This window comes from Streptomyces sp. SAI-170, from assembly GCF_049739565.1.
GTDB lineage: Bacteria > Actinomycetota > Actinomycetes > Streptomycetales > Streptomycetaceae > Streptomyces.
The window spans coordinates 8,684,520-8,707,403 of sequence record NZ_JBMGQD010000001.1; the positions used below are offsets into that span (position 1 = coordinate 8,684,520).

Consider the following 22,884-nt stretch of genomic DNA (forward strand, 5'->3'; position numbering starts at 1 on the left):
TCACCCCTGCCCCGAAGAACCCAAGACTCAAGACCCACGACCTGACTCGGAGTACGCCCTCGTGGCCACCTTTCTCTACAGACTCGGCCGACTCGCCTTCAGGCGACGGCATTTCGTCGCCCTCATATGGGTGGCACTGCTGACGCTCGCGGGCTTTGCCGCGGCCAGCGCCCCCACGGCGGCCAATACGTCCTTCTCCGTTCCCGGCACCGAGGCTCAGAAGGCATTCGACCTGCTGGAACAGCGCTTCCCCGGGATGAGTGCCGACGGCGGCACCGCCCGCGTCGTCTTCAAGGCCCCCGCCGGCGAGAAGATGACGGACGCCGCCAACAGGGACACCGCGCAGAAGACCGTCGACGCGCTGGGCGAAGGCTCCGAGGTGGCCTCCGTCGCCGACCCGTACAAGGCCGACGCCGTCAGCGAGGACGGCACGATCGCCTACGCGTCGGTCAAGTACAAGGCCCCCGGCATGGAGCTGGAGGAGGGCACCCGGGAATCCCTGGAGGAGGCTGCGCAGGACGCGCGGGACGCCGGACTGACCGTGGAGGTCGGCGGTGACGCACTCCAGGCGCAGCCCGAGACTGGCGCCGGCGAGATCATCGGTATCGCGGTCGCCGCCGTAGTCCTGGTCATTACTTTCGGCTCATTGGTCGCGGCCGGCCTGCCGCTGCTGACGGCGCTCATCGGCGTCGGCATCGGGGTCTCGGCGATCACCGCCCTCGCCAGCGCCCTCGACCTGGGCTCGACCACGTCGACCCTGGCCTCGATGATCGGCTTGGCGGTCGGCATCGACTACGCCCTGTTCGTCGTCTCCCGCTACCGGACCGAACTGGCCGAGGGTCGCGAGCGCGAGGAGGCGGCCGGCCGGGCTGTCGGCACCGCGGGCTCGGCGGTCGTGTTCGCCGGCCTCACGGTCGTGATCGCGTTGGTGGGCCTGTCCGTCGTCAACATCCCGATGCTGACGAAGATGGGTGTAGCGGCCGCCGGCACGGTCGCCATCGCGGTCCTCATCGCCCTGACGATGATCCCCGCGCTGCTCGGTTATGCGGGTCGCAGGGTCAAGCCGGCGGGCGAGAAGAGCAGGTTCCTGGGCGGCGCCCGGGCCGCGCGGAAGGGGGCTTCGGTCAAGGCGGCCAAGCCCAACATGGGCACGCGCTGGGCGAGGTTCGTCGTACGCCGTCCGATCGCCGTACTGCTCCTCGGCGTCGTCGGCCTCGGCGCCGCCGCCGTCCCCGCCGCCTCCATGGATCTGGGCATCGGGGACGACAGTTCGCTGCCGACCTCGACGACGCAGCGCCGGGCGTACGACCTGCTGTCCGACGGTTTCGGCCCCGGCTTCAACGGCCCCCTGGTGGTCGTGGTCGACGCGAAGGCGAGCGACGACCGGGAGGCGGCCTTCACCGAGGTCACCGACCGGATCAAGGGGCTTGAGAACGTCGCGACCGTGACGCCGGTCGCCCCCAACAAGGCGGGCGACACGGCCACGATCACGGTGATCCCGGCCTCCGAGCCGTCGTCGGTGACCACCGAGGACTTGGTGCACGCGATCCGGGACGCGGGCACGGACATCAAGGCCGACACGGAAGCGGACGTGCTGGTCACCGGGACAACGGCCATGAACACCGATATCGCGCAGAAGTTGAACGACGCGCTGATCCCGTACCTGGCCCTGGTCGTGGGCCTGGCGTTCCTGCTGCTGATTGTGGTCTTCCGTTCGATCCTCGTGCCGTTGAAGGCGGCCCTCGGCTTCCTGCTGAGCGTGATGGCGGCCCTCGGCGCCGTGGTCGCGGTCTTCCAGTGGGGCTGGATGGCCGACCTCGTGGGCGTCGACGAAACCCGCCCCATCGTTGCGATCATGCCGATCTTCATGATCGGCGTGGTCTTCGGCCTCGCGATGGACTACGAGGTGTTCCTCGTGACCCGGATGCGAGAGGCGTACATCCATGGAGAGAAGCCGAGCCAGGCCGTGGTGACCGGCTTCAACCACGGGGCACGGGTCGTGACGGCCGCGGCGGTGATCATGATCGCGGTGTTCGCGGGATTCGTCGGCTCCAGCGAGGCGATGGTCAAGATGATCGGCTTCGGACTGGCGATCGCGGTCTTCTTCGACGCGTTCATCGTGCGGATGGCGATCGTCCCGGCCGTGCTGGCCCTGCTCGGCAAGAAGGCCTGGTGGCTGCCGAAGTGGCTGGACCGTGTGCTGCCGAACGTGGATGTCGAGGGGGAGGGGCTGCGGACGCGGGGTGACCGGGCCCACGCGTCGGGCTCGCCCGGCTCGGGCGATGCGAAGGGCGCGGGTTCGGATGAAGGGCACGGACTGGTGAAGGTCTGAGCGCTCAGACCTCGGCGGCCCCCGGTCTGACGGTGTGCGGTGAGCACATCATCGGACCGGGGGTGCTGTCGGTGGGCGGATGGCATCTCCGGCTGGAGAGGATCGGGCTGGTGCTGCCGCCACGGGTGACGCGGCTGGCCGTCGTCAGTCCAGGGCCTCGCGGACGGCGGTCAGGATGGCTTCGGTGTCGGCGCCCAGCGCGCGGGCAGCTGAGGTGAAGTCCCTTGCCAGGGTGGCGAGTTGGTCCGGGCCGGGGCGGGTTGGTTCGGACGGGGGTGTCGCGACCCGGGTGCCTGCCCCACGGCGGGTGCGGATCAGTTTCGCGGCCTCCAGCTCACGGTAGGAGCGGGCCACGGTGCCCGGTGCCAGGCCGAGGTCGGTGGCGAGCTGACGTACGGTCGGCAGGCGTTCGCCCTCGGTCAGTCGGCCGGTGACAATCAGGGCGGCGAGCTGGGCGCGGATCTGCTCGTAGGGCGGTACCGAGCTGGTGGTGTCGACGCGGACGGCGGGTGCGGTCATCGTCGGGCCGATCGGGGTACGGCCGCGGTGAACAGGGACCATGCCAGGGTGACCAGGGCGAGCAGGCCCAGGGGGTAGATCGCCAAGGAAGAGATGCCCATCATGTCGGCGCAGTTACTGCCCATCAGGTCCGTGTGGATCGTCGAAACGACGAGTGACAGCTGGGTCGAGACCAGCACCCCCCAGGCTGCGATGATGGCCGAGGAGCGGTCGCGGCGCTGCTGGTCGTCGCTCGCACGGCGGGCGACACGGCGCAGGGCCCAGGCGCAGGCGGCCGTGCCGATGGCGAGAGAGCCGAGGATCTGGCGGCCGTCGAGGATACCGGGCCAGAGGATGACGGGTGGTTCGGTCCCGTCACAGCCGTCACCCCTGGCCCCGATCGCCCGGTACATGGCGTCTTGGGTGCCCAAGGCGTCCCCCGCACCGGCCACCGCGGCAACGATGACCGCCTGGAGGAGAAGCAAGAGAGTGATTCGGGGCGGCACGTGGTCTCGGATCCGGCGTGGGGTGAGACTGGCGGTGCGTACCGCCTCCCGAGGCAGGGGAGTGAGGACGTCGCCGAGCAGGACGCCGCCCACCGCGCACAGGCCGAAAGCGGTCGCGAAGCTCACCAGGGGCACGCCGGCATCGAAGGCACCTAGCGGGTAGTTGGTGATGTCTACGGTGGCCCATAGCGGTGCGGCCACGACGCCGACAGCCAGACCGGCCCAGCGGGCGTAGCGGTCGGCGTGGGCGCGGGGGCGGGATTCGGGCTGGTGGGTGTCGAGCATGTGAAGACCCCAGTGGGTGGTGGCGGCTGCGCGGCCTGCATCGGCGGCAGCGGACGCTGCCTGCCGCAGGGCCAGCTTGTATCGGGCAGTAAGTACAAGATGCCGTGGGCGAATCTTGTGTCAACACTTCGATGCAAGTTGGGTGAGTGGGCATGCCCAGCAGTTCACAGCACGGTCCGGGTAGCGGTTGGCCGGCTGCTTCTAGCTGGGGCTCAGGTTCGCGGCGCGTTGTTGTTATCCCACTCCTCGGGCCGAGGTCTCCCATATGACGGGCAAGGCACTTCGAGCATCGGAAAAGGAAGTGGTCAGCCGTGGCAGCGAGTAGCGAACGCGACGCTGCGTTGGTCGAGGCGGCCCGGCAGGGGGCCCTGTGGGCCCAGGATGAGCTGGTCGCCGCGTATCTGCCGTTGGTGTATAACATCGTGGGCCGGGCACTGAACGGGGACGCCGACGTCGACGACGTGGTGCAGGAGACCATGCTCCGTGCGCTCGGCCAGCTCGGCTCGTTGCGCGATCCAGAACAGTTCCGGTCCTGGCTGGTGGCCATCACGATGAACCGGATCCGCAGCCACTGGCAGACCCGCCAGGCAGCACCGGCCGTTGCCGGACAGCAGGACCTCCACGACGTGGCCGACCCCGGCGCGGACTTCGTGGACCTGACGATCGTCCAGCTGGGGCTTCAGGGACAGCGGCGGGAGGTGGCCGAAGCCACCCGCTGTGCTGGATGACGCCGACCGGGAGCTTTTGGCGCTGTGGTGGTTGGAGGCCGCGGGCGAGCTGACCCGGGGCGAGGTGGCCGCGGCGCTTCAGCTGTCGCCGCAGCACACGGCGGTGCGGGTGCAGCGGATGAAGGCTCAGTTGGAGACGGCCCGCCTGGTGGTGCGGGCACTGGCCGCGGTGCCCCGCTGTGTGCTGCTCGACGACGGCATCGGGCTCTGGAACGGCGTCCCGTCGGCGCTGTGGCGCAAGCGGATCGCGCGGCACGCCCGCGACTGCACGCTCTGCTCGCGCCTGCAGGCCGGCCTGCTGCCCGCCGAGAAGTTGCGGGTGGGCCTGGGGCTGGTGGCACTGGCCGGGACGCTGTCCGGCCTCGCGGAGCTCGCGCCCGTCGGGGACGACGGCTTGCCCGCTCAGAACGCGACCTTCGAGACCGGCGTGCGAACGGGCACGGGCGGTCCCTCGGACGCGGCCGTGCACACAGATCAGGGCAGCCCCGACGAGTTGGCCCAGCACAGCGGGAAGGCCGACCCGGGCGCGGGTGCCCGGTACCGCGCCGTCGGGGCGGACACCATCGTCCTTGGCCCGCCGGGGAGCGGCAATCCGCCCGGACGCCGCAGCCTGCGCATACGACGCCGCATACTGAAGCGGCGTCGTGCCGCCATGGCCGCCGCTGTCACACTGATCACCGCCGGAGGCACCGGCGCGGCCATGGCCATCCTGTCGCCGGACACCGGGCACCAGCCGGTGCGGGGTATCACCACCCCCGAGGGGGAGCCCCAGTCCGCCTCCGGATCCTCGACGCCGTCGCCGACCGCATCCCCCACGAGGTCAGCCACAGCCGAATCCACGGCCTCGCCGTCGTCCCCGCCGGCTACCAGTCCGCCGCCGACCGGTGTGAAACCCACGAGGCAGACGACGCCGCCCACGCGTGCCGCAGCCGCGAAACCGACCGTCGAGACGACCCCGACCGCGCCGTCACTGACCTCCCAGCTGATCGCCTTGCTCAATGAACGTCGCCGTGCGCTGGGACTACCCGACGTCAAGGAGAATGCCGCACAGGTGCAAGCCGCCCAGGCGTGCGCGGACAAGAACGCCGCCCGGCAGCCCCGCCCCAGCGAGCACTGCGGCTACGAAGTCCTCTACTGGTCCCCCAGTACCTCCGCCACACCGGAGGAGATGATGGAGACCTGGTTCAACAGTCCTGGGCACAAGGCAGCCCTCACGCACCCCGGTTCCCGCAACGCCGGAGCCGGAAGTGCCGTGGGCCCGAGCGGACTCATCTCTGCTCTCAACATCGACTACTAGGTGGCTTTGTCTACCTGGCATCCAGGCGGTGATCCCGTTCCCGATGGAACGGTCAGGCGGCGTGGCCCAGCATCACTGGCCCGGCAGGTGCCGCGGCGCGGGCCGCGGCTGTGTGCACGGGACGGATGGTGGGGACGGTGGCCGCAACCTGTGAGCGGCTCCGCGCGAAGTCAACGAGGCGCAACACCGCGAACCGCCCGATACCGGCGAGCGCGGAGGCGGACAGGTAGACGACCTGCTCGAGCACCACACCGGGTGCCGTCACCTGTTGCTGCAGGACAAGCATCGCCACGGAGGTCACCGCATACGCGGCCGCCGCGGACCCGGCCGACTGCGCATGCTGGCGCCGGGTCGCGTGCCCGCCTGCGCCGAAGGCGAAGCCGGCATGCAACTCGGTGGCGAGGAGCGTGAACGCGGTGATCAGAGCGTTGGCGAGGCCCCAGTACACCCAGGAGGCGAGCGCCGCCACGGCGAAGCTGGAGGCCAGTCCCACTCCGCCGCCGAAGAGTACGAAGCGGGCGAAGGAAGGTGCCGGGTGCGGCCGGCTGCTGACTCTGCCCCATCCCGTTAGGCGGTGAGCCGCACGCGGATGCCCAGCGTGCTGTCCTTTCCCTGGAGCCGGCTCTGGAGGATCATGAGGCGGCCGAGGATGCCGTACTTGCGGGCGATGAGTTTGCGGTAGCGGGCGCCGGTCGACTCGTCGGTGATCTCGGCGGTGGCCGGGACCTGTTCGCCGGTCGGGTTGCCGCGCAGGTCGCACGGGCCGACGAGGATGTCGCCGCGTGCCCGGATCCGCTTGACCTTCCAGGAGTCGGCGGGGGTCCGCACGCCCAGCGTGTCGCCGTCGCGCACCACCCACACCGGGGTGGCGACCGGGGTGCCGTTCTTGCGGTAGCTGGTGACGAGCATGTACTTCCCGGCGCCGAGCTGCTCCAGCGTGTCGTCCATGATGCGTTCGTGCTCCTTGCTCTTGTCTTCGAGGTCGCTGGCCACGTGGGCGGCGTATCGCATGGGATACCTTCTTTCGGGTCGGTTCAGCTCAGCGGGACGTCGAGGACGGCCTTGCGGTGACTGAAGGTCTCGATGGAGTAGCGGCCGTGGTAGTTGCCCATGCCGCTTACGCCGACGCCGCCGAAGGGGAGGGCCGGCACGGCGAGGTGGTACATCGGCAGGCCGAAGTTGAGGCTGCCCGAGGAGGTCTCGGCAGCGAGGCGTCGCTTGGTGATGTTCTCGGTGAAGGCGTACGGAGCGAGCGGCTTGTCGCGCTCGTTGATGAACGTGATTGCCTCGTCCAGGTCCGCCACGGTCAGGATCGGCAGGATGGGGCCGAAGATCTCCTCCTGCATCACCGGCTCGTCGGGTCGCACATCGGCCGGCACGGTCGGGGCGATGTACGTGTCCGAGCGGTCTGCCCGCCGGTGACCGTACGGCCGGAAGTCAGCAGTGCGGACAGCCGGTCGAAGTGACGCTCGTGGATGATCCGTCCGTAGGCGTCGGACGTCTGCGGGTCCGCGCCGAACAGCCCCTTGAGCGCGGCGACCAGGGCAGCCTCTGGTTCGGACGCGGTGTGCGGGTCGGTCAGGACGTAGTCGGGGGCGACGCAGGTCTGTCCTGCGTTGGCGAACTTCGTCTGCGCCAGGCGCTGCGCGACCGTGGCGTTCGCGATCACCGTCCCCGACCTGCGCCGAGCCTTGACTTGCGCATCTTCCGGGCAGCTCCACCAACCCGCATACGACACTCGTCCGCGACACCTACTGGCCGCCGCGCAAACCCGTGAGGCGCTCCAGCGCCACGGGGCCCACCTCGACACCCGCTGTGCTACCGGGCCGGCCGCCCACGACGGGTGCTTCAGGCAGCTGCCGCCACTCGTCTGGACCTGAGTGCGGTGCTGTGCGCCCGGACGATGACGATCGAGAGGGTGAAATCCAGGAGGGCGGAGGCGAGGGAGACTCCCACCGGGCTGGGAATGCCGTTCTGGGCGAAGGACATCAGTCGGCCCACGCCTCCGAGGAAGATCGGGACTGCCAGGAAGTAGACGAGCACTCCCTGGCGGTGGATCGTTGCCGCCGTCCAGAAGAAGAGGGGAGCCCAGCCGATGTAGACGCCCGCCATGAAGCGGTGCACGTTGTCCGCGTCCGCGGGGCTTCCCTGTGCCAACAGCTGGAGGCCGTCTCCGAGCGTGATGGCGGTGGCGAGCAGCAGGCAGACGCGGACGACGGTGTCGGCTGCTGCGACAGGAACGCGGGCCGCCATCACGACTCCTTGCGTGTTGGGGAGTTGGCCTCGGAATGGGTGGTCAGGCCTGTTCGGTGGGGCGTACGAGCAGTTCGCCGACGGCCACATGACGGGGGCGGGTCACGATGTAGCCGACGGCGTCGGCGATGTCCTGGCTCTGCAGCCGCTCGATGTCACCCAGACCGGCGGCGAGTGCCTTCAGGACCGGTTCCGGGTTGTGCGTGCGCAGTTCGGTGTCGACGCTGCCGGGCTCGACGACGGACACGCGGACGTGCTGGCGTGCCAGCTCCTGGCGCAGCGACTCGCTGAAGGCGTTGACACCGAACTTGCTGGCGCTGTACACGGCCATCATGGGGTAGGCGGTGCGGCCGTTGAGCGAGCTGATGTTGACGATGTCGGCGACCTGGCGCGGTGCGTCGGCGGCGGCCTTGACCAGGTGGGGGACGGCCGCGTGGGCGGTGTACATCAGGCCCATGAGGTTGATGTCGATCATGCGCCGCCAGTCGTTCAGGTCCGCGCCGGGGGTGGGACCGAGCAGCATGAGGCCGGCGTTGTTGACCAGGATGTCCAGGCGGCCCAGACCGTCGACGGTCCGATCGACCGCCTCCGCGGCGGCCTCGGCGGTGGTGATGTCGGCGGGCACGACCAGGGCCTTCCCGCCGGCGTCCGTGATCTGTGCGGCGAGGTCGGTGAGCCGGTCCTCACGCCGACCGACCAGTGCCACGGAGGCACCCTCGCCGGCGAGCTCCAGAGCGGTGGCGTGGCCGATGCCGCTGGAGGCTCCGGTGACCAGGGCGGCGGTTCCTTCAAGACGACGAGTCATGGTTCAAATCTTTCGATTAGCGGCCACGCCGTTGCGGGCCGTGGAGGACAGTGAGTGTCAGCGCTGGTGCGGCCGTATGGGGGTGGAGGCCACTCAGAACTGGGCTACGGGCAGAATGGGCAAGTGAGTACTACGGGTCGGAAGACAACCAACGCCAAGCGTCAGGACAGCACGAGCGAGGCACACCTGCCTCCTCGCGAACGTCTGGTCCGGGCAGCGTCGCGGCTGTTCTATTACGAGGGTGTGCGCGCGATCGGCGTGGAGCGGCTGATCGCAGAGGCCGGCGTGACGAAGGCGACCTTCTACCGGCACTTCGCCTCCAAGGACGACCTGGTCGTGGCCTATCTGCTGACCAAGGACGCCTACTACAAGGGGGTGGCCGAACCGCTGGCCGCCGCGCATCCGCCCGCGGAGGCGATCGACCTGATCTTCGAGGCGATCGCCGAGCACGCACGCGAGCGCGGCTTCCGCGGATCGCCGTTCATGAACGCCGCCGCCGAGTACCCGGACGCCGACCATCCGATCCGCGGTCTGGTGGCGTCCCACCGGGACTGGATCCGCACCCTCTTCCAGGACCTGCTCACCCGGCTCGGGCACCCCGCGCCGGAGTCGGCCGCCGGTGCGCTGCTGATGCTGTACGACGGCGCGATGGCAGCCGGCTATCTGGACGACTCGACGGCCGCCCACAAGACCCTCCTGGACGCGGTCCGGCTGATCCGGGCGGGAGGCTGACCCTGTCGGGGCGGCAGCAAACAGCGACTCTCTGCGGGGCCCCGACCGGGCCGGGGCGCGGATTGGTTTCACGGAACTCTTGATCTCTCTTCGACGTGCACCGGTGACCTACTGGCATGTCTCCGCCTGGGGGCAGCCCGGCCAGGAAGTCCGAGCGACCGCCTCCAGGAGGTAGGAAGACCGGTCGTTCTACCGTCTGACGATAACTCCCTTGACGTCCGTGCGCCAGTTATCGAGTCGCTTGTGAGCTCCCTCACGGGTTCCTGACGAAGCCCGGTAGGTTCGGTTTTATGTAGACGAGGTCGCGTGCGCGCTGCGGCAGGTGTCCGTGGGTCGGGTTCTCGGTGGTTTGGGAGTGATGGGCGTTCCCGGTTCTTCGTCGCCGACATGCTGACACCCCTGACCGATACTCGGCTGCCGCGCTTACGGCTCGACATGAGATGGCTCCAACGGTGCTGCGCCCGGGGAACTTAGGAGTTCCCCTGGGCTTCTGCAAGGGATTAGAGGAAGTCTCTTCCAAACTGCCGGAGCCGGGTGCGGGTGTCGTGACCGTGAGGTCCTGTCATTCGACGGCCCTGCGACTCTGAGCGCCGTCAGGCGGATTCACGCCATGGGGGCGTGCCCGTCACTCCCGGCCTGCGGAAATCCATTGGACGGCCGCCTAGGGAAAGCAATTTCCCAGACCACCAGTTTTCGTAAGGGTCAGAAAAAGAGCGGCGCATGACTCTTGACGTTCGGAGGCCCGAACGGATCTCATGGGCCCGCCGTTCGGTCTCGTTTGCTTCTGATTGAACTTGTGCCCTCGGGCTACCCTACGGGCCCGCTGCTCTGCCCAGGAGTCGAGGTGCAACTTTCTTCCTCGGTCTTTCCTCTCCCGGCCCCGACCGTCGCGCGTTGTCGCGGGGGCCGGGCGGGGCGGTTGCACCAAGCGCCGGCGTCCCGCTGCTCAGCGCCTGCGGCGGCAGCGGTACCGCGAGTGACCCGAGGACCGTCACTCTCGGTTCCAAGGCGTCCGATGCCATGCCGAAGGAGGCGTACGCGGACATCTACGCGGCCTGCAAGAAGAAGCCCGGCGTCACCGCCGATCCTCCCGCGAGTGGCGGGACGACTACGCCGAGAGGCAGCGGCGGCTCGCGTGGCCGAACAAGTCCATGAGTTGAACCGCTCGGCATGCGAAGCCTTGATGGCTCGACCGCACACCACGCGGGCATCACGGGCGAAGCCGGCTCCAGCGGAGTCACCTTGAGCTGACAGCTGCCACGGCTCGAACGAAGTCGACCCTCGGCCTCGGCGCCTGTCCGCGCCACCTCGATCGGCGGCCGGCGCAGAGCCGTGTGTTCAGAGCCGCAAGCACAGAAGGGACACGACATGCTCAACTACCAGCGCACCCGACCCAGTCCTCACTCCACCGCACCCCCTTCCGCGGGTACCCGCTCCCTGAGCCGCGCGGCAGCTGGTCTGCTGGCGGGGCTGATCGCCGTGTCGGTCAGTGCCGTGTCAGGGGCATCACCGGCCGCCGCCGAAGAGCCCACGCTGGACGCCGGCCAGTTCCAAGGCGTGAACTGGGCCAGGGCGGGAGACGACTTCACCTACGGCGCCGTTGTCCCCGAGGGGCTGAACGAAGCCGACAGCTACGAGACCGTCAAGGTCAAGGCCGACGCCATCCTCAGCGGGTTCCAGAGCACGCTCGGCGCCAACACCGTACGGCTGCCGGTCAACAGCCGCTCCATCCCATTAGGTGGTCCTGGGTGCTTGGGGGAGCGTTCGCATCCCGCGGATCCGGGGTGACGCCCGTGCCGACGGTGTTGCCGCCGTCCGGAGCCAGCACCGTGAAACGCCGTCCTCAAGTTCGGCAAGCCAACAGCCACCCACCCTTACCGCTTCAGGGGCGGCGGTGCCGTGCTGCTTCTGACCACCAGGCGGGTGGGAACGATGTCCGTGCCGGATCGGGGGACGTCGTGTTCGTGGATCTGCCGCAAGACCTCCTGGGCACTTTTCCGGCCCACCTCGGCGAAGTCCTGGTGGACGGTGGTCAGGGGCGGGGCGAAGTGGGCGGCATCGGGGAGGTCGTCGAAGCCGACCACGCTGATGTCGCCGGGGACGGCCTTGCCTCGTTCTTGGAAGGCGTGCAGGAGACCGAGTGCCATCTGGTCGTTGGAGGCAAACACCGCGGTGCAGTCCGGCTCTTGTGCGAGTTCGAGGCCGGCCGCGTAGCCCGATTCGGCGGTCCAGTCGCCGTGCAGGGGCGGTGGCACAGGCCGTCCGGCTTCCTCGAGCACGGTCTGCCATGTCTGGGCTCGGCGCTGGCTTGCGTACGACGTCTCCGGACCGGTCACGTGCCAGACGGTCTCATGTCCGAGTTCCAGCAGGTGGCTGATGGCCTCTCGGGTGCCGCCGGCCTGGTCGGTATCGACCACGCGATAGCGGTCTCCGGCGTCGGAGTCCACGACGACCACGCGCACGCCGGGCGGCAGCTTCACGGTTCCCGCGTCAAGCAGGTGGACCTCGATGAAGACGATGACTGCGTCGACGGCCAGTTCGCCCATCCGGGTGAAGGCGCCCAGCACACTGTCCTGGGTCGGAATATCGACGGGGATCACCGTGATCGCGTATCCCTCGGCCGCGGCCTGGGCCGCGATCGCTTGCACGGTGTCGCTGTGGCCGGTGGCGGAGAGGCTGTGGAGGATCACGCCGATGGTCTTGAACTGCCCGTACCTGAGGGCGCGCGCGGCACTGTTGGGCCGGTAGCCCAGTTCCCGCATCGCAGCCTGCACCCGCTCCCGAGTCGAACCGATCACGCTGGGATGGCCGTTGGCCACCCTGGACACGGTCTGACGTGAAACGCCGGCAAGCGCGGCGACGTCGGCCCTCGTGACGTGCTGCCTGTGGCGCCCGCCCGGTACGGCCGAACCGACTTGCTGTGCACCCACCGCAGGACCAGGATCCTGCTGCCCCAGCTCACTCAGGTCCATCGAGCATTCGCTCCTCTCTGTCCACTCGTCGCCGTCCACCCGAAGGCTCGGGGAGTTTTAACGTGCGAGAAACCTTGACCTCCCACTGTGACGGGTGCCACGCTACCGCATCATGTTCACGTGACCAACCGTCTGCGGGCTGAATGGTCACGTGAACAAAGTTCGGATCAGTGCGCTGAGCCGGACTCGATGTTCACGTGACCACGCAGTGTGGTCAGCGTTCGCCCAGCAAGGAGTGAAGCGGTGGTCGCAGCACCACAGGCAGGGGTTCCAGGTGCCAGGAGGCCATCGGCCTCGAGACGGCGGTCATGGGTCGGCTGGCGGTTCGTCGGGCCGTTCGTGGCGGTGTTTGCGCTGGTCTTCCTCGCACCGATCGGCTACTCGATCTACCTGAGCCTGTTCCGTACCCGGCTGATCGGCGGAACGGCCTTCGTCGGTGCCGACAACTACACCGAGGTGCTGGGGGACGCGCAGTTCTGGTCCGCCTTCGGGCGGGTGGCGGTCTTCCTGGCCGTGCAGGTCCCGATCATGTTGCTCCTCGCGCTTCTGCTGGCCCTGGCGATCGACAGCGGCCGCCTGTACGGGGCGGGCTTCTTCCGGATCTCGGTGTTCCTGCCTTACGCGGTGCCGGCCGTCGTCGCAACGCTGATGTGGGGCTTCATGTACGGAACCCGTTTCGGCCTGGTCGGCAACATCAATGAGGCGTTCGGGATTTCGCTTCCCGACCCACTGTCGCCCGATCTGGTCCTCGCCTCGATCGGCAACATCGTGACCTGGCAGTTCGTGGGCTACAACATGCTGATCCTCTACTCGGCGCTGAGGGTAGTCGATCCGGCGCTGTACGAGGCCGCGGAGATGGACGGGGCCGGGCAGCTGCGGATCATCTGGGCGATCAAGCTCCCGGCGCTGCGCGGGGCTCTGTCGATCGCGACGATCTTCTCGATCATCGGCAGTTTCCAGCTGTTCAACGAGCCGAGCGTCCTCAAGAGCCTGGCGCCGAATGCGATCACGTCCTACTTCACGCCAAACCTCTACGCCTACTCGCTGTCGTTTGCCGGACAGAAGTTCAACTACTCGGCCACGGTCGCCATCGTCATGGGTGTGATCACGATGATCATCGCCTACGCCGTCCAGCTGCGCGGCCTGCGGAAGGAATCCTGATCATGGCGACCACGACTCCCCGCGTCGGGCACAAGCCGCGCACGGCACGGCACGCGGGTGCCTCTTCGGGCCCGCTGGTGGTCCGCCCCGCCCGTCGCGCCTCCCGCCGGAAGAGGCGCAGCGCCACGCTGACCGCCCTGACGGTGATCATGCTGGTGTACACGTTGCTGCCGCTGGCGTGGCTGGCGGTCAACGCGACCAAGACGCAGAGGGGGCTGTTCGACTCCTTCGGCCTGTGGCTGGATGGCGACTTCGCCCTGTTCGGCAATATCGCCGACACCTTCAGCTACAACGACGGGATCTTCACCCGCTGGCTGCTCAACACCGTGCTGTATGTGGTGGTCGGGGCGGGCGGCGCTACGTTCCTCGCGACGCTCGCCGGATACGGGCTGGCCAAGTTCGACTTCCCCGGCAAGAAGGGGGTGTTCGCGACTGTCATCGGAGCGGTCGCGGTGCCCGGTACCGCACTGGCGGTTCCCACCTTCCTGATGTTCTCCGAGATGGGGCTGACCAACACCCCGTGGGCGATCATCATCCCGTCGCTGGTCTCGCCGTTCGGCCTCTACCTGATGTGGACCTTCGCCACCGACGCCGTCCCGAAAGAGATCCTGGAGTCGGCGCGCGTCGATGGCGCCGGCGAGTTCCGCACGTTCTTCCGGATCAGCCTGCCGATGCTGGCGCCTGGAATCGTCACCGTTCTTCTCTTCAACGTGGTCGCGACCTGGAACAACTACTTCCTGCCTCTGATCATGCTGAAGGATCCCGACTGGTACCCGCTGACCCTCGGCCTGAACAGCTGGAACGCCCAGGCTTCCACCGTGGGTGGCGAAGCGGTCTTCAATCTCGTGATCACTGGATCACTGCTCACCATCGTCCCGCTGATCGTGGCGTTCCTGCTGCTCCAGCGGTACTGGCAGTCCGGCCTGTCCGCCGGAAGCGTCAAGGGCTGATCTGCGCCCGCCGACTGCAACCCCTGGTACACCGCACGAAAGGGAACACCCCATGACGAGAACCCGTCGTCACGCCCTGCTGCTGGGCGCCGCGGCCCTGTCGGTGGCACTCACCGCCACTGCCTGCAGCTCCTCCGGCACCGAGGACTCGGGCAGCGCCAAGCCTGCGTCCAACGCCGACATCCAGGCCGCCCTGAACGCCGGGGGCGAGATCACGGTCTGGGCCTGGGACCCGACGCTGAAGAAGGTCGTCAGCGACTTCGAGGCCAAGTACCCCAAGGTCAAGGTCAACCTGGTCAATGCCGGTACCAACAACGACCAGTACACCGCGCTGCAGAACGCGGTCAAGGCCGGATCGGGTGTCCCCGACGTCGCCATGATCGAGTACTACGCCCTGTCGCAGTTCTCGCTCGCCAAGTCCCTCACCGACCTCAGCGCCCTGGGTGCGGACAAGCTCAAGGGCACCTTCTCCGCCGGCCCGTGGAGCGCCGTCCACGCCGGCACCGAGGGTATCTACGCCCTGCCGATGGACTCAGGCCCGATGGCCTTGTTCTACAACAAGGAGGTTTTCGACAAGTACAAGATCAAGGTGCCGGCCACCTGGGAGGAGTACATCGCCGCGGCCAAGAAGCTGCACAAGGCGGACCCCAAGGCGTATCTCGCCGCCGACACCGGCGACGCCGGCTTCACCACCAGCATGATCTGGCAGGCCGGCGGAAGGCCGTACACCGTGAACGGCACCCAGGTCGGTGTGAACTTCGACGACGCCGGGACCAAGAAGTTCACCACCGCCTGGCAGCAGCTCATCAGCGACAAGCTGCTCGCGCCGGTCTCCCCCTGGAGCGATGCGTGGTACAAGGGCCTCGGCGACGGCACGATCGCCTCCCTCGTCACTGGCGCGTGGATGCCCGCGCCCCTCGCATCGGGCGTCAAGGCCGGCGCCGGCAAGTGGCGCGTGGCGCCCATGCCGCAGTGGAAGAGCGGGGACGCTGTCACCGCCGAGAACGGCGGCAGCTCGCTGGCCGTCATGCAGGCCAGCACCAAGAAGAATCTCGCCTACGCCTTCCTCAAGTACGCCGCCGTCGACGAGGGCGCGCAGACCCGTATCGACGCCGGGACGTTCCCCTCCACCACCAAGCAGCTGAACTCCGTGGAGTTCCTGAACAAGCAAGACCCGTACTTCGGCGGCCAGAAGATCAACGAGGTGCTCGCCAAGTCGGCCGACGACGTCCTCATCGGGTGGTCCTACCTGCCCTTCCAGGTCTACGCCAACAGCATCTTCAACGACACCGTCGGCAAGGCCTACGTCAGCGAAACCACCCTGCACGACGGCCTCAAAGCCTGGCAGGACGCCTCCCGCAAGTACGGCCAGGAACAAGGCTTCACCGTCAAGTAACACGCCCCCGGCCCGTGTCCCGCCCGCCTGTTGGCCGGACAGCAGGACCGTCCAACGGCACTTTGTCGCGCCTCCACCCTGAGGGCACGAGGCCGCACGACCGGCCGCAGGCGGCCGCCGCTGACGACGACCTCAGCGACCCGCCCCCACCATCGCCCCGCCGGCCACCTGACAGGCCGGCGGGGTCCCATCCCGGGCTCACCAAGCCACACGCGGCCTCCCTCCCCCATGCCCTGAGCCGCCCGTACCCGAAGGAGCAACCCGGATGCGCGGACGCTCGCCCAGCATCCTGCCCAGGCCACCGCCCGCGCGGATTCGGGCACCGGTGGTCGCGATCACCGCGGTCGGCCGCGCAGCCGCCAACAGCATCCCGTGCCCGCCGCCCCGAGCAAGGACACTCAGCGGGCGGTGACAACGCCGTAGCGGGCCCCTCCCGCAGTGGCCCCTTCGCCACAACAAAGGCCGTGCCCGCCAGCCCAAAGCGAGCACGTCCACTCAGCCGACCCCACGTTCCCCGGCCGCCTGACGCCCAACACCACCTCGCGCCGTGCCTTCCCCGGAACACACCCAGGCGACACCACCGCATCACAACCGCCCACCGCGGCAGATCGCTTCGTGGCGCCCAAGGCGGCAACGACCGCCTGCACAGAGCCGCATGCAGAAAAGGAACACGACATGCCCAACTCCCAACGCACCCGGCCAGGTCCTCACTCCGCCGTACTGCCCCCCGCCCGTACCCGCTTCCTCCGCCGCGCGCTGGCCTGCCTCGCGGCCGCACTGATCGCCGCGCCGATCACCATGCTGTCCACCGCGTCGCCGGCGGCTGCGGAATCCAACCCGACGGACGCCAGCAAGTTCAAGGGCGCGAACTGGGCCATGCCGGGGGACAACTTCTCCAGCGGTGCCGTCGTCCCCGAAGGACTGGACTCATCCGACAGCTACGCGACCGTCAACGCCAAGGCGAACGCCATCCTCAGCGGGTTCCAGAACATCGGCGCCAACACCGTCCGGCTGCCGATCAACAAATACTCCGTCCCCGGCACGACGTGGGGCGACAAGTACACCGGCGCCATCGACGCCGCGACCGCCAAGGGCTTCAAGGTCATCCTGGCCTACTGGGACGGCGACGGGGTCGGCAGTAACGGCCGGATCGTCGACGCGGCCGCGTTCACGTCGATGTGGAAGGCCGTGACCGACAAGTACGGGTCCAATGGCCTGGTCTACTTCGAGCCCTACAACGAGCCCCACGGGTACAGCGCCACCGACTGGGCCAACGTCGCCGCTAACTGGATCGCCAGCAACCCAACGATCCCCAAGAACCGGATCATCGTGAGCGGCCCCAACTACAACGACTACGTCACGACCGTGTGCGCCGACTCCCGCCTCGACGGAACCTACCTCTCACTCCACCACTACGCCTTCACTTCGGGGCCGAAGACCTACGACGAGTGGGTCAGCGACTTCAAGAGCAAAGTCGGCACCTGCGGCACGCGCACCATCCTGGACGAGTTCGGCGCGCCGATGGACACAGGTCTCAACTACAACGACGCGACGAGCACCGACAACTTCGTGCGGTACCTGCGTGCCGACACCGACACCGCCCGTTCCCTCGGCATGGGCGCGGTCTACTGGCCGGCCCTCGGTGGTAAGCACAGCGACCGGCCCACCTACGACTGGTACTCCCTGTTCGACCTCGAGGGCAGCGGCACCAACCTGGCGCTGGGCGTTCGCAACATCAGCGGCATCGACCGCCTGAAGTACGCCTGGGGCAGCGACCCCGGCTCGCACACGAGCATCCTGCGCAACGTCGGCAGCAACGGCTGCCTCGACGTCCCCCTCGGCCAAGACAACGTCCAGGTCCAGGTCTGGGCCCAGTGCTGGGGCGGCGACAACCAGAAGTGGACCCGGACGCCCTCCGGGCAGCTCACCGTCTACAGCGGTACGAACCAGAAGTGCCTGGACGCCTGGGGAGCCATCAAGGACGGCACCGTGGTCGGCACCTATAACTGCAACGGCCAAGACAACCAGAAGTGGATGTTCTACTCCGACGGCACGATCCGGCCAATGCAGGCGCTCAATATGTGCCTGGACAGGGCCCTGGAAACCTCCAAGGTCCAGCTCTGGTCCTGCTGGGGCGGCAACAACCAGAAGTGGCAGACCAGCTGAGAGGCCACCCCCCGCCTGACACACCCACAGGCCGGTCGCGGACGTCAAGAGCCGCGACCGGCCTCATCCCCGGGGCACTCCCCTCCGGGCCCGAGCAGCGCCCCGGTCCATCCACGGTCCCATCCGTACCCCGAACACCTCCCGACCACGAAGCGAGGAAAGCTGTGCCCCTTGACGACCTGACCGCATTCCACTCCGGCTTTGCCTGGGGAGCGGCCACCTCCGCCTACCAGATCGAAGGCGCGGTCGCCGAGGACGGCCGAGCACCATCCATCTGGGACACCTTCTGCAAGCAGCCCGGCACCATCGCCGGCGGGGACACCGGCGACATCGCCTGCGATCACTACCGGCGGTGGCCCGACGACGTGGCGTTGATGAAGGCCCTCGGCCTCAACGCCTACCGATTCTCCATCGCCTGGCCCCGCGTCATGCCGGACGGGGACAGCCGCGTGAACCCGGCAGGGCTGGCCTTCTACGACCAACTGGTCGACGCACTGCTGGAAGAGGGCCTTGCTCCTCATGCCACCCTCTACCACTGGGACCTGCCGCAGGCCCTCGAGGACCGCGGCGGCTGGCCCGCCCGCGACACCGCCCTGCGATTCGCCGACTACGCCACCGTAGTGGCCGACAGGCTCAGTGACCGGGTCACCAACTGGGCGACGCTGAACGAGCCGTACTGCTCCGCATGGCTCGGCCACCTCCAGGGGGTCATGGCGCCAGGCCGCTCCGACCTGACCGCCGCCGTGCGCGCCTCACACCACCTGCTGCTCGCCCACGGGCTCGGCGTCGAGGCCCTCCGGTCCACCGCCTCGCAAGCGCGGGTCGGCATCGTCAACATCCTCACGCAGTCCGAGCCCGCGAGCGACCGGCCCGAGGACATCGCCGCGGCCCGCCGCGACGACGGGCACAACAATCGCTGGTGGCTCGATCCCATCCACGGCCGCGGTTACCCGGCCGACATGGTCGAGGTGTACGGGACCGAACCACCCATCGAGGCCGGGGATCTGCAGAAGATCGCGGCGCCGCTGGACTGGCTCGGCGTCAACTACTACAAGCGGTCAGTCACCGTCGACGATCCGCAGGGGCCCGCACCGTTCGCCCGTCCCGTCACACCGCCGGGCACACCCCGTACCGGAATGGACTGGGAGGTCCACCCGGACCGGCTGGAACACCTGCTCGTCCGGATCAGCCAGGACTACGCACCGCGATCGATCTTCGTCACCGAGAACGGCTCCGCCTACCCCGACCGTGCAGCGCCCGACGGCAGCGTCCACGACGTCGAGCGCATCGCCTTCCTGGAGTCCCACCTGGCAGCCTGCGCGCGGGCTGCCCGCCGCGGCGTCCCGCTCGACGGCTACTTCGCCTGGTCCCTCCTGGACAACTTCGAATGGGCCTACGGCTACTCGCAGCGGTTCGGCATCGTCCACGTCGACTTCGAGACCCAGACACGCACTATCAAGGACAGCGGCCACCGCTACGCCGAGATCATCCGCGCACACGGGCGCACCACACAACACGCAGCTTCCGTCGCGATTCCCACCCCCGAGAAGAGAACCTCTATTCGGAGGAGCGGCGCAGTAACTGAAGATCCTCGTCACCAGGGGACTGTCTGACGCTTACATGTCCCTGGCCGACAGGACGCGGCGAAGCGGTGCATGGATGCCGCCGACGCCGAGGCTCTTGGTAGCTGTTGTTTTTCGGTCTTGAGAGAAGCCCGTCGGGCGGGAGTCCCGATTGGGTGGTCGCGGGATGCTTGGCGCATCCGGGTGGGGCCTCCTGAACAGCTCGTTGGTATCGAATCACCGAGCAGCAGGAGGCCCTGATGCAGCAGCCTTCCGTGCCGATGGCCGGGCGGTCCAGCTCGGTCACCTGGGAGTGTGACTGTCTGGCTCACCGGTTCGGAAACGCCGCCGACAACGGGTCCCGGCAGCCGCGTTATCCGACGGACATGACGGACCGGGAGTGGACGGCTGTCCGGCCGTTGCTGCCGGTGCCGGGCTGGCTGCGCGGTCGCGGCGGCCGGCCGGAGGCGTACTGCCACCGGTCCGTACTTGATGTGATCCGCTACCTGGTGGACAACGGCATCAAGCGGCGGGCGATGCCTGCTGACTTCCCGCCGTGGGACCGGGTGTCCGCATTCTTCCGCCGCTGGCGCGACGACGGTCCGGTCAGGTAGTTCCACGACCGGCTGCGCGCCAGGGCCCGCCTGATGGTGGGCCGCGACGCGGAGCCGAGCGCCGGCGTGATCGATTCGCAGTCGGTCAAGGCGGACGCGGTGGCCGGGGCGGACAGTCGGGGCTTCGACGGCGGCAAGCTGGTCAACGGCCGCAAACGGCACGTCGTGGTCGACACGCTCGGTCTGGGGGAGATGGTCACTGCCGCGGACACCGGCGACCGCACCGCCGCCCGCGTGCTGCCGGACGGGTCAGCGGCAGCCGCAGGCTGCGCGGCGACCACCCCCGTGACGAGCAGTCCTGAAAACGTCAAAGCCGCGGCGTATACGGGGGCGACGCCGATACGCGAGTGTGAGGTAGGCACGAGGCGGGACTTTGGCGGCACGATCTTGAAACGGCGTGTACCCCAGTCGAATTCCACCCGCAGGCCACCGGTACGCCAAGCACGCATCAGTGTCTGTGGGCTCGGTAGGGATGCCGGCGTCCGTCAGAGGTCCCGTCCCTCTGCTGCGTCGCCCCCTGGCGCAACGATGCCCGGGAGCTCCCCGGTCCTGTCGCCCTCACCCGGCGGCGTGGGCCGTCGTCGTCGGAGCACCGATCAGTTGGTGGGACGCGAGCTGTGCGTAGAGGCTGTTCGTGCGGACCAGCTCTGCGTGGGTGCCGGTGGCGCTGACCGAGCCGGACTGTACGACCGCGATGCGGGCGGCGCTGCGGACGGTGGACAGACGATGGGCCACGGCGAGTACGGCCATGCGGGTGGCGAGGCTCTGGACGACCTCGCGCAGGGCGGCCTCGTTCACGGCGTCCAGTTGGGAGGTCGCCTCGTCCAGGAGGAGCAGGCGGGGTTTGCGGAGCAGGGCCCGGGCGATGGCGATGCGCTGGCGCTCGCCGCCCGACAGCGAGACACCCCGGTACTGGATGGGGGCGTCGAGGTTGTCGCCGAGGCGTCGCAGGAGCGGCCGCAGCCGGGTGAGGTCGAGGATCTCGTGCAGTTCGTCGTCCGTCACGTCACCGGTGGCGTAGGTGAGGTTCTCGCGGAGGGTGCCGGCCATCACCGGTGCGTCCTGCTCGACGTATCCGATGCTGCCGCGCAGGTCGCGCAGGGGCCAGTCGCGTACGTCGGTGCCGTGCAGGCGGATCGAGCCCGACTCGGGCTCGTAGAAGCGCTCGATGAGCCCGAGGGTCGTGCTCTTGCCGGCGCCGGACGGGCCGACGAGGGCGGTCAGGCCGACCGGCGGGACGGTGAGGGTGAAGTCGCGCAGGGCGGGTTGGTCGGTGCCGGGGTAGGTGAAGGTGACGCGGTCGAAGACGAGGGCGTCCGGCAGGGTTCCCGAGCGGGTGGCGTGGGTGTGGTGGCCGGTGGCAGTGGCCGCGCGTTCGGGTTCGAGGGGGAGCCGGGTGATGTCTGCGATGCGCTGGATGGCCGCCTGGCCCGTCTGGAAGTAGGCGCCGACCGCGACGAGTGACATGACCGGCTCGGCGAGGTAGAGGACGTACAGCAGGAACGCGACCAGGGTGGCGACGTCTATGGCCCCTGAGGAGACCCGCAGGGCGCCGACGCCGAGGACGAGGAGGAACACCAGGTGGACGGCGAGCGCCGCGATCGCGTTGGCGGCGGAGTCCCAGCGGGCCCGGGCGACGCCGTGCCGGAAGGCCTCATCTGCCGCGGCGGCGACCCGGCGCGTCTCGTGCTCCTCGGTTCCGCAGGCCTTGACGGTGGTGAAGGCCGTCAGGGCCCGGTCGAGTACGGCGCCCATGTCGCCGATGGAGTTCTGGGCACCCAGCGATGCCTGCCGGATCCGGGGCATGATCAGGCTGACTGAGCCCAGCAGCAGGGCCAGGGCGAGCACGCTGGCCCCCAGCAGGACGGCGTCCAGGTAGGCCATGAGCAGCACCGCGCCCACGATCATGATGGTGCTGGTGACGGCCTGCACCAGCGTCTGAAGCACCACCTGCCGCAGCAGTGTCGTGTCCGCGGTCACGCAGGCCAGGAGGTCACCAGGAGTCCGGCGCCGGAACGACGTCATCGGCAGCCGCAGGACATGGGCGGTGACGTGCCGACGGGCAGCCATCACGACACCCTCGGCGGCGGTGGTCAGCTGATAGTGGCCGAAGGCGGAGGACACCGCGCCGAGGGCGACCAGGGCGAGGAGGAGCGCGAGCAGGGAGCCCGCTCCCCGCAACGGCGTGGCACCGGCCAACAGGCGCTGTACGACGAGCGGTTGGGCGAGTCCGATGGCTCCCGCAGTCACCAGGAGCACGGCCGCCGTCAGCAGTCTCCACCGCTGCGGGGCGGCGTAGGAACGCAACTGGGTCAGGACGTCGGTCAGCCGCAGGGACCCGGAAGGGGCGGCGTCGGGTGACGGGGTGGTGTCGGCCATCGGTGGTGTCGTCCCATCGGACTGCGGTGACGTACGGGGCGGGGAGAAGGGACGCCGGGCGGCATCCGGCGGCGTGGCGCCGGATGCCGCCCGGGCCGGCGGTGTTACTTGGGCTGGCAGGTGGTCGAGCAGGAGCTGTAGTAGCTGACCAGGCTGCCCATGCCGAAGATGCCGGGGGCCTCGAAGCCCTTGGTGTTCTCCTGGAGACCCTGCAGCGCGAGAACCGCGTTCATGATGTGCCGTCCTTT

Annotated in this window: 20 protein-coding genes and 3 pseudogenes; 13 read left to right on the top strand and 10 right to left on the bottom strand. The window is 68.7% G+C overall.

All coding sequences use genetic code 11. The annotated features are described in order from the left end of the window. Window positions 1-61 precede the first annotated feature (61 nt). On the top strand, window positions 62-2,332 hold the full coding sequence (locus RKD23_RS38905; RefSeq protein WP_424858059.1) for an MMPL family transporter: 2,271 nt from the start codon (window positions 62-64) through the stop codon (window positions 2,330-2,332). 144 nt (window positions 2,333-2,476) lie between these two features. Here the strand turns inward: RKD23_RS38905 and RKD23_RS38910 are convergent, their stop codons facing one another. Next, window positions 2,477-2,851 (bottom strand): GntR family transcriptional regulator, encoded by a 375-nt coding sequence (locus RKD23_RS38910; RefSeq protein WP_424858060.1) that lies wholly within the window; start codon window positions 2,849-2,851, stop codon window positions 2,477-2,479. Then, the gene (locus RKD23_RS38915) at window positions 2,848-3,621 is read right to left on the bottom strand and encodes a hypothetical protein (RefSeq protein WP_424858061.1); all 774 of its coding nucleotides are present in this window, start codon (window positions 3,619-3,621) and stop codon (window positions 2,848-2,850) included. The genes RKD23_RS38910 and RKD23_RS38915 overlap by 4 nt, the downstream gene beginning before the upstream one ends. 311 nt (window positions 3,622-3,932) lie before the next feature. Between RKD23_RS38915 and RKD23_RS38920 the strand changes: the two genes are divergently transcribed. Both RKD23_RS38920 and RKD23_RS38925 read left to right on the top strand, forming a co-directional pair. Beyond that, complete coding sequence (locus RKD23_RS38920) at window positions 3,933-4,349, top strand: RNA polymerase sigma factor (RefSeq protein WP_424858062.1); 417 nt, start codon at window positions 3,933-3,935, stop codon at window positions 4,347-4,349. Continuing rightward, window positions 4,339-5,646: a CAP domain-containing protein gene (locus RKD23_RS38925; RefSeq protein ID WP_424858063.1), complete on the top strand. Its 1,308-nt coding sequence runs from the start codon at window positions 4,339-4,341 to the stop codon at window positions 5,644-5,646. Before RKD23_RS38920 ends, RKD23_RS38925 begins: the two co-directional genes overlap by 11 nt. A gap of 52 nt (window positions 5,647-5,698) precedes the next feature. On the opposite strand, the gene RKD23_RS38930 is transcribed toward RKD23_RS38925, so the two are convergent. The 5 genes and pseudogenes from RKD23_RS38930 to RKD23_RS38950 form a co-directional block, all read right to left on the bottom strand. Continuing rightward, entirely contained in the window at window positions 5,699-6,139 is a 441-nt protein-coding gene (locus tag RKD23_RS38930; protein WP_424858064.1) for a hypothetical protein, read from the bottom strand. 74 nt (window positions 6,140-6,213) lie between these two features. Then, window positions 6,214-6,594 carry a PPOX class F420-dependent oxidoreductase gene (locus RKD23_RS38935; protein WP_424858438.1) on the bottom strand — a complete coding sequence of 127 codons (381 nt, stop codon included), beginning with the start codon at window positions 6,592-6,594 and terminating at the stop codon, window positions 6,214-6,216. An 86-nt stretch (window positions 6,595-6,680) separates the two neighbouring features. Then, window positions 6,681-7,297, bottom strand: a pseudogene (locus tag RKD23_RS38940) (aldehyde dehydrogenase family protein); the annotation flags it as partial. A 197-nt stretch (window positions 7,298-7,494) separates the two neighbouring features. Then, window positions 7,495-7,899: a DUF4345 family protein gene (locus RKD23_RS38945; RefSeq protein ID WP_424858065.1), complete on the bottom strand. Its 405-nt coding sequence runs from the start codon at window positions 7,897-7,899 to the stop codon at window positions 7,495-7,497. A gap of 43 nt (window positions 7,900-7,942) precedes the next feature. Then, window positions 7,943-8,704, bottom strand: a complete 762-nt coding sequence (locus RKD23_RS38950) for an SDR family NAD(P)-dependent oxidoreductase (RefSeq protein ID WP_424858066.1) — start codon at window positions 8,702-8,704, stop codon at window positions 7,943-7,945. A 186-nt stretch (window positions 8,705-8,890) separates the two neighbouring features. Between RKD23_RS38950 and RKD23_RS38955 the strand changes: the two genes are divergently transcribed. The 3 genes and pseudogenes from RKD23_RS38955 to RKD23_RS38965 all read left to right on the top strand — a co-directional run bounded on the left by RKD23_RS38955 (window position 8,891) and on the right by RKD23_RS38965 (window position 11,224). Beyond that, a complete protein-coding gene (locus tag RKD23_RS38955; RefSeq protein ID WP_424858439.1) occupies window positions 8,891-9,436 on the top strand; it encodes a TetR/AcrR family transcriptional regulator in 546 nt (181 codons plus the stop codon). Window positions 9,437-10,264: 828 nt separating this feature from the next. Further along, a pseudogene (locus RKD23_RS38960) lies at window positions 10,265-10,522 on the top strand (hypothetical protein); the annotation flags it as partial. A gap of 282 nt (window positions 10,523-10,804) precedes the next feature. Continuing rightward, window positions 10,805-11,224, top strand: a complete 420-nt coding sequence (locus tag RKD23_RS38965; protein ID WP_424858067.1) for a hypothetical protein — start codon at window positions 10,805-10,807, stop codon at window positions 11,222-11,224. A gap of 86 nt (window positions 11,225-11,310) precedes the next feature. Here RKD23_RS38965 and RKD23_RS38970 read toward each other — a convergent pair whose 3' ends face one another. Then, window positions 11,311-12,408 (bottom strand): LacI family DNA-binding transcriptional regulator, encoded by a 1,098-nt coding sequence (locus RKD23_RS38970; protein WP_385790959.1) that lies wholly within the window; start codon window positions 12,406-12,408, stop codon window positions 11,311-11,313. Between the two features lie 243 nt (window positions 12,409-12,651). On the opposite strand from RKD23_RS38970, the gene RKD23_RS38975 reads away from it, so the two are divergent. The 7 genes and pseudogenes from RKD23_RS38975 to RKD23_RS39005 all read left to right on the top strand — a co-directional run. Next, window positions 12,652-13,569: a carbohydrate ABC transporter permease gene (locus RKD23_RS38975; protein WP_030147257.1), complete on the top strand. Its 918-nt coding sequence runs from the start codon at window positions 12,652-12,654 to the stop codon at window positions 13,567-13,569. Between the two features lie 2 nt (window positions 13,570-13,571). Next, complete coding sequence (locus RKD23_RS38980) at window positions 13,572-14,519, top strand: carbohydrate ABC transporter permease (protein WP_424858068.1); 948 nt, start codon at window positions 13,572-13,574, stop codon at window positions 14,517-14,519. 52 nt (window positions 14,520-14,571) lie between these two features. Continuing rightward, complete coding sequence (locus tag RKD23_RS38985; RefSeq protein ID WP_424858069.1) at window positions 14,572-15,915, top strand: ABC transporter substrate-binding protein; 1,344 nt, start codon at window positions 14,572-14,574, stop codon at window positions 15,913-15,915. Between the two features lie 675 nt (window positions 15,916-16,590). Then, entirely contained in the window at window positions 16,591-18,081 is a 1,491-nt protein-coding gene (locus RKD23_RS38990; protein WP_424858070.1) for a cellulase family glycosylhydrolase, read from the top strand. A 164-nt stretch (window positions 18,082-18,245) separates the two neighbouring features. Further along, on the top strand, window positions 18,246-19,694 hold the full coding sequence (locus RKD23_RS38995; RefSeq protein ID WP_424858071.1) for a GH1 family beta-glucosidase: 1,449 nt from the start codon (window positions 18,246-18,248) through the stop codon (window positions 19,692-19,694). 209 nt (window positions 19,695-19,903) lie between these two features. Then, a complete protein-coding gene (locus RKD23_RS39000) occupies window positions 19,904-20,257 on the top strand; it encodes a transposase (RefSeq protein ID WP_424858072.1) in 354 nt (117 codons plus the stop codon). A 33-nt stretch (window positions 20,258-20,290) separates the two neighbouring features. Beyond that, window positions 20,291-20,437, top strand: a pseudogene (locus RKD23_RS39005) (transposase); the annotation flags it as partial. Window positions 20,438-20,815: 378 nt separating this feature from the next. On the opposite strand, the gene RKD23_RS39010 reads toward RKD23_RS39005, so the two are convergent. After that, a complete protein-coding gene (locus tag RKD23_RS39010; protein ID WP_424858073.1) occupies window positions 20,816-22,636 on the bottom strand; it encodes an ABC transporter ATP-binding protein in 1,821 nt (606 codons plus the stop codon). Between the two features lie 104 nt (window positions 22,637-22,740). Then, window positions 22,741-22,869 carry a class III lanthipeptide gene (locus RKD23_RS39015; RefSeq protein WP_424858074.1) on the bottom strand — a complete coding sequence of 43 codons (129 nt, stop codon included), beginning with the start codon at window positions 22,867-22,869 and terminating at the stop codon, window positions 22,741-22,743. Window positions 22,870-22,884: the final 15 nt, after the last annotated feature.